Here is a 6,274-nt window from a genome sequence, read left to right on the forward strand (position 1 = left end):
GTCCCCAATCCGCCACCGTCCGGCGTACACCTTAGCCAACGGATCGGGGATCACCTATCAATCAGCAGGCGGCACCGCCGACCGCGAGAAGGTTGCCGTCCGGGATCGTTATCGTCTGCCGGCGTAGCGGCATCTCCACGGCGCCGCGCCGCAACCGCGACGGACCATGTTCACGCTGCGCGGCGGTGTACGTCTCGGCGGTGCGGGCGGCGATGGTCGCCCAGCCGTAGCGCTGCCCGACCATACTGCGGGCCTGACGGGCGACCCGACGGGCGAAAACCTCGTCGCCGAGGAGCTGCCCGACAGCGTCGGCCAGGGCCGGGGGGTCGCTGTGCGGGAAGGTGACGCCGGTGACGCCCGGTTCGACGATCTCGGCGAGCCCGCCGGTGCGGGACACGGCCAGGGGCGCGCCGGCCGCCGCGGCCTCCAACGCCACCATGCCGAAGGGCTCGTAGAGGCTCGGCACGACGGTCGTGTCGGTGGCGCCGAGCACCGCGGGCAGCTGGGTGCTGTCGAGGAACCCGGCGAAGCGCACCGCACCGCCGATGCCGAGCTGGTGGATGCGGTCCTCCAGCTCGCCCCGGTAGGGGCCGTCACCGGCGATCAGCACCCGCAGGCCGGGGTGCCGATCGCGCAGCTGCGGCACGGCGTCCACCAGGTGCTGCACCCCCTTCTCGTAGACCAGCCGGCCGGCGTAGCCGATCAGGGGTCCGTCACCGGCGAACCGGGCGCGGGCCGACGCGACGGCGCGGGGACGGGCCCGCCAGGCCTGGTCGTTGACGCCGTTGGGCACCACGTCGATGCGGGCCCCGGGCGTCTCGAACAGGGTGGTGACCTGCTCGCGCATGTACCCGGAACAGGCGATGAGGCGGGTGGACGTGTTGCTGAGCCAGTGCTCGACCCCGTGGATGGTGCGATTAATCTCCTCGGGCAGCCAACCCTGGTGCCGGCCGGCCTCAGTGGCGTGCATGGTGGTCACCAGGGGCAGGTCCAGGTGCTCGGCGAGGGTGATGGCGGTGTGCGCGACCAGCCAGTCGTGGGCGTGTACGACGTCGTACTCGCCGGTGTCGGCGGCCCGCAGGGCGGCCCGGGTCAGGGTGTGGTTGAACGCCATCGTCCAGGCCAACAACGAGCCGGTGGCCAGTGGAAAGGTGACCGGGTCCTCGGCGGCGCGCAGCACCCGTACTCCGTCGAGGTGCTCCTCCAGCGGCGCGCCGTCGGCATGGCGGGTGACGACGGTGACCTGGTGGCCGGCGGCGGCCAGCGCGACGGAGAGGGCATGCACGTGTCGGCCGAGACCGCCGACGAGCACGGGCGGGTACTCCCAGGACAGGATCAGCACCCGCTGCGAACGCGCGGAATCGATGTTGATCACGTCGGCGTTCGGTGACATGCGCGCCCCCTCTGAGTTGTCCCCGCGCACGCGGCGGCCGCCCCCCGGCGGGCGGCGATCGAGTCGCGGTGTGGATCGGGACCAATCCTGGACGCGGCTGGATAACCACCGGAGACGTACCCGTTGCGGTGGTGTAAAGCGCTACCGGCGGGCGCGCAGCAGCTCCGCGACCGACCATGCCTGGAACGGGCAACCCGTCGCGGTGTGCGGGGCCGCGCCGTCGGCGGTCTCGCTGACCGAGCCGAGGCCGTACTCGGTCAGGTGTGCCTCCAGACCGGTGAACAGCGCGTCGACCGGCAGGCCTGACCGGCGGGCGGCGTCGGCGTACGGGCCGGTCAGCCACGGCCAGACGGTGCCCTGATGGTAGGCGGTGTCCCGCTCGGCCGGCCCGCCACGGTGCCGGCCGGTGAAGCCGGGACAGTCGGGGGACAGGCTGCGCGGGCCGAGCGGGGTGAGCAGCCCGGCGCCGACGCGGCTCACCGACTCCCGGTCCGGCTCCAGCGGCGCGAACGGCAGCGACCAGGCCAGCAGCTGGTTGGGGCGGAGCAGGTCGTCGTCGTGCTGGGCGGCGCCGCCCAACGGGTACACCGGCGCGGGCGCGTCCAGAACGTCGTGCAGCCAACCGGCCGGGGTGGGGAAACGGTCCCGGAAGGACCTGACCGCCCGCCCGCGCAGCCGGTGCAGCCCGTCGGCGTCCTGTCCGGCCAGCTCGGCCAGCTCGGCGACACCGGCCAACCCGTTGATCCACAGTGCGTTGACCTCGACCGGCTTGCCGTGCCGGGGGGTGACCGGCACCCCGTACACGCGAGCGTCCATCCAGGTCAGCGCGGCGCCGGGAGCGCCCTGGGTGAGCAGCCCGTCGGCCGGATCGACGGCGATGCCGTAGCGGGTGCCGGCCAGGTGGGCGTCGATCACCGAGCGCAGCGCCGGCAGCAGTTCGTCGCCGAGGTCGGTGTCGCCGGTGACGGTGACGTGCCGGCTGACCGCGTGCAGAAACCACAGGGTGCCGTCGACCGTGTTGTACTCGACCCGGCCGGTGTCCGCGGTGTTGGCCAGCATCCCCTCCGATAGCGTCGCCGCGTACGAGCGCAGCAGTTCCCGGCCGAGGTGGGCCCGGCCGGTACGCAGGAAGAGCCCCTCGTAGGAGATCATCGTGTCCCGCGACCAGGCGCCGAACCACGGGTAGCCGGCGACCACATCCACCGCGGTGTCGTTGGTGCGCACGACGAACGCGTCGGCGGCCAGCGCCAGGGTTGCCTCTACATCGTCGGCGGGCTTGGCCGCCGCCACCACGTCCCGGTTGCGTCGCCGGGCCGCCGCGACCACCTCGGTGGCCGGTGGTGGGGCCGGCGCGGGGTCCTGCGCCCACGCCAGCACCGAGACCGTGTCACCGGGATGGCGCAGGGTGTCTTGGAACTGGCCCGCGTACCACAGGTCCTCCTCCGGGTGCAGGCCGCGGGCCGCCTCCTCGCGGTGGTACACGCCCCGCCACCAGTGGCCCTGCGGCGTCCAGCCGGGCCCGGACAGCCGGTACGCCTCCTCGACCACCACGCCGCCGTCGACCGGATCCATCCGCAGCGGCGGCCCGTCCGCCCGGCGCTCGCCGTGCGCGTCGCGCCAGGTGCAGGCGGCGGCCAGCTCCAGCTCGACCGGGCCGCCACTGACCAGGCGGTGCACCACCGACACGCAGGACCGGCCGTGCCAGGTGGCCACCTCCCGCTCGATGACCACGTCGCCGATGCGCCACCGCCAGCGCGGCAGCCCGTCGGTCAGGTCGAAACGCTCCAGCAACTCGAAGCCGCGCGGGTCGACGTCACCGGAGACCCACTCGTGCGCGCCGAGGCGCACCCGGGCGCCGGAGGGCAGCAGCACCGCCGGGTCGAGGCTGACAAGTCCCACCTTGCGGGACGCCGGAGTGTCTCCCGGGACCACCAGCAGCCCGTGGTAGCGACGGGTACGCAGCCCGCCGACGGTGCCCATCGCGTACCCGCCGAGACCGTCGGGCACCAGCCATTCACGGCCGGCCGCGCTGGTCAGCTCGCCACAGACCTGCGAACCGAAGCTAATCTCGATCAACATTCCTCCACCGCAGCGAGGTGTAACACGACACGACGACAATGGCCGCTGTGGTGAAGTACCCCGGCGGCGTCGAAGATGTTCAGATGATCACTGACGGTTCGCCCTCCGACCCGGCCCCCGATGCCGAGCGGATCCGGCTCGCTCAAGCCGACGCGGGGGAGCAGGAGTGGCGCGCATGGGGTCCCTATCTGTCCGAGCGGGCGTGGGGGACGGTACGGGAGGACTACAGCGAGCACGGCACAGCCTGGGACTACTTCCCCCACGACCACGCGCGGTCCCGAGCCTACCGGTGGTCCGAGGACGGCATGGCGGGCGTGTGCGACGACCGGCAGACGTTCTGCTTCGCCCTCGCCCTCTGGAACGGCCGCGATCCGATCATCAAGGAACGGATGTTCGGCCTCGGCGGCGACGGCGGCAACCACGGCGAGGACGCCAAGGACTACTGGTGGTACGAGGACTCCACGCCCACCCACTCGTGGATGCGGTGGCGCCACCACTACCCGCACGCCGCCTTCCCGTACGACGAACTCGTCGCGGTCAACGGTCTACGCGGGCGCGACGACACCGAGTACGAGCTGGTCGACACCGGTGTCTTCGACGACGACCGCTACTGGGCGGTGACCGTCGACTACGCCAAAGCCGGCCCCAGCGACCTGTGCATCGTGGTGACGGTGGCCAACCGGGGCGAGGAGGCCGCGCGGCTGCACGTACTGCCGCACCTGTGGTTCCGCAACACCTGGTCGTGGAACCTGCCCGGCGGCGACCGGATACCCCAAATCGTCGGCGCGGGGCGCCGGCTGGTGGGCGATCACTGGGTGTTGGGGCAGGTCATGCTCGAAGGCGACGGTGACCCGACGCCGCTGCTCTGCGACAACGACACCAACGCCGAGCGACTGTGGGGCCTGCCGAACCGCACGCCGTACCCGAAGGACGGCATCAACGACCATGTGGTGTCCGGGGCGGAGACGGTCAACCCGGCACTGCAGGGCACCAAGGGTGCCCTGCACTACGTGCTGGACGTACCGGCCGGCGGCGAGCAGCGGATTCGGTTGAGGCTGACCCGTACCGCCCCACCGCCCGGTGGTGGCGACCCGCCGCCGGCCGAGCTGGGTGCCGGCTTCGCCGCGGTGGTGTGGGCGCGCCGCGCCGAGGCGAACCGGTTCTTCGCAGGGGTGATTCCGGCTACGGCCAGCGCCGACGAGGCGTCGATCGCCCGACAGGCCATCGCCGGGCTGATGTGGGGCAAACAGTTCTACCACTTCGACGTCAAGCGGTGGCTGGAGGGCGATCCGGGTTCGACGCCGCCGGTCGGGCGCCGGCACGGTCGCAACAGCGCCTGGTGGCACATGACCAGCTTCGACGTCATCTCCATGCCGGACCCGTGGGAGTACCCGTGGTACGCCGCGTGGGACCTTGCCTTCCACTGCGTGAGCATCGCCCGGGTCGACCCCGGGTTCGCCAAGGAGCAGCTGCTGCTCCTGCTGCGCGAATGGTACCTGCACCCCAACGGGCAGATCCCCGCGTACGAGTGGGCGTTCGGCGACGTGAACCCGCCCGTGCACGCCTGGGCGGCACTCAAGGTGTTCGAGATCGACGGTAGTCGGGACCACGACTTCCTGGCCCGGATGATGCACAAGCTGCTGATGAACTTCACCTGGTGGGTCAACCGCAAGGACACCGGCGGCAACAACGTCTTCGAGGGTGGTTTCCTCGGGCTGGACAACGTCGGCCCGTTCGACCGCTCGGCGGCGCTGCCGGTCGCCGGGGTGCTGGAGCAGTCCGACGGCACCGGCTGGATGGCGATGTACGCGCTCAACCTGCTCGACATCGCCATCGTGCTGGCCGAACACGATCGCACCTGGGTGGACACCGCGACCAAGTTCTTCGAACACTTCGCCTACATCGGCGCGGCGGCGTACTCGCAGGGGTTGTGGGACGACGAGGACGCGTTCTTCTACGACGTGCTGCGGCTGGCCGACGGCACGAAGGTGCCGCTGAAGGTGCGTTCGGTGGTCGGGCTGCTGCCGCTGGCGGCGGTGACCCGGCTGACCGCGCGTACCCTGCACCGGCTGCCCGAGTTGGGCGCGCGGCTGCGCTGGTTCCTGACCAACCGGCCCGAGTACGCCTCGGTGATCGGAGCCCGCCGGCTCGGCCCGGACGGGCGCCAGCAGCGGCTGCTGTCCATGTGCGGCCCGGAGCAGGTGGTCCGGCTGCTCGCCCGGATGCTGGACACCGACGAGTTCCTCTCCGACTACGGGCTGCGTACGCTGTCCCGCGCCCACCTGGACAAGCCGTTCGCGGTGACGCTGGGCGGGCAGGAGTTCTGTGTCGGCTACGAGCCCGCCGAGTCGACCAGCGGCCTGTTCGGCGGCAACTCCAACTGGCGTGGCCCGATCTGGATGCCGACGAACTTCCTGCTGATCAGCGCGCTGCGCGACTACGCGGCGTTCTTCGGCGACGACCTGCAGGTGGAGTATCCGACCCGGTCCGGGGTGAAGAAGACCCTCGACGAGATCGCCGACGACCTCTCTGCCCGGCTGATCGCGCTGTTCACCCGGGACGGCTGGGGTCGCCGCCCCATCTACGGCGCCGCCCAACTGTTCCAGTCCCATCCGGACTGGCGGGACCTGATCGCCTTCCCCGAGTACTTCCACGGCGACAACGGCGCCGGCCTCGGCGCCTGGCACCAGACCGGCTGGACCGCCCTGGTAGCCGACCTGATCCTCACCCTCCGCCGCCAACCCCCCCCCCCCCCCCCCCCCCCCCCCCCCCCCCCCCCCCCCCCCCCCCCCCCCCCCCCCC

General features: G+C 71.9%; 3 protein-coding genes. 1 reads left to right on the top strand and 2 read right to left on the bottom strand.

What is annotated here, in order from left to right; all coding sequences use genetic code 11:
- Positions 1 to 61: 61 nt before the first annotated feature.
- Both ACFHWY_RS25570 and ACFHWY_RS25575 read right to left on the bottom strand, forming a co-directional pair.
- Positions 62 to 1,393 (bottom strand): glycosyltransferase family 4 protein, encoded by a 1,332-nt coding sequence (locus ACFHWY_RS25570; protein WP_416582807.1) that lies wholly within the window; start codon positions 1,391 to 1,393, stop codon positions 62 to 64.
- Between the two features lie 141 nt (positions 1,394 to 1,534).
- On the bottom strand, positions 1,535 to 3,469 hold the full coding sequence (locus ACFHWY_RS25575) for an amylo-alpha-1,6-glucosidase (protein WP_416582810.1): 1,935 nt from the start codon (positions 3,467 to 3,469) through the stop codon (positions 1,535 to 1,537).
- An 86-nt stretch (positions 3,470 to 3,555) separates the two neighbouring features.
- Here ACFHWY_RS25575 and ACFHWY_RS25580 point away from each other — a divergent pair.
- On the top strand, positions 3,556 to 6,274 hold a 2,719-nt coding region (locus ACFHWY_RS25580; RefSeq protein ID WP_416582808.1), incomplete at its 3' end, for an MGH1-like glycoside hydrolase domain-containing protein.

Source organism: Micromonospora sp. LOL_024, from assembly GCF_048060415.1.
Taxonomy (GTDB): Bacteria; Actinomycetota; Actinomycetes; order Mycobacteriales; family Micromonosporaceae; genus Micromonospora.

Coding starts and splice junctions, on each gene's coding strand:
- ACFHWY_RS25570 (WP_416582807.1), bottom strand. CDS start 1,393: ATGTCACCGAACGCCGACGTGATCAACATCGATTCCGCGCGTTCGCAG.